Here is a 388-nt window from a genome sequence, read left to right on the forward strand (position 1 = left end):
GCGCAACTTTCGAATCACAGATCGAGCGCCAGGTCCAGGCTGAACAGTTTCTGGTGAACTTCTATCGCATAGCGGTCGGTCATCCCGGCGATATAGTCGCACACCGCCCGCGCCCGCTGGGTCCGGTCGTCGGTAAGGGCAGGTACGCTCCATTCCGGCGGCATGACCTCAGGCTCGGCCATGAACAGCTCGAACAACTGCGACAGGACGCGGCGCGCCTGACTGCGGGTGCGGTTGACCCGGTAGTGGCGATACATCCGCTCGAACAGGAACTTGCGCAGGACCGCCAGATCGCCGTGCATGGAGCGCGAGAAGTCGACCATCGTCCGGCTAGCCGTGCGCACATCCTCGGCCGAGGTGATGCGGTCCTCTTCCAGACGGCGCGCGG

General features: G+C 64.4%; 1 pseudogene. It reads right to left on the reverse strand.

The features are described from left to right. Window positions 1-14: 14 nt before the first annotated feature. Window positions 15-388: pseudogene (locus tag CVH10_RS18075) on the reverse strand (hypothetical protein); the annotation flags it as partial.

Source organism: Halomonas sp. ND22Bw (genome assembly GCF_003011945.1).
In the GTDB taxonomy this organism is placed as follows: domain Bacteria; phylum Pseudomonadota; class Gammaproteobacteria; order Pseudomonadales; family Halomonadaceae; genus Halomonas; species Halomonas halophila.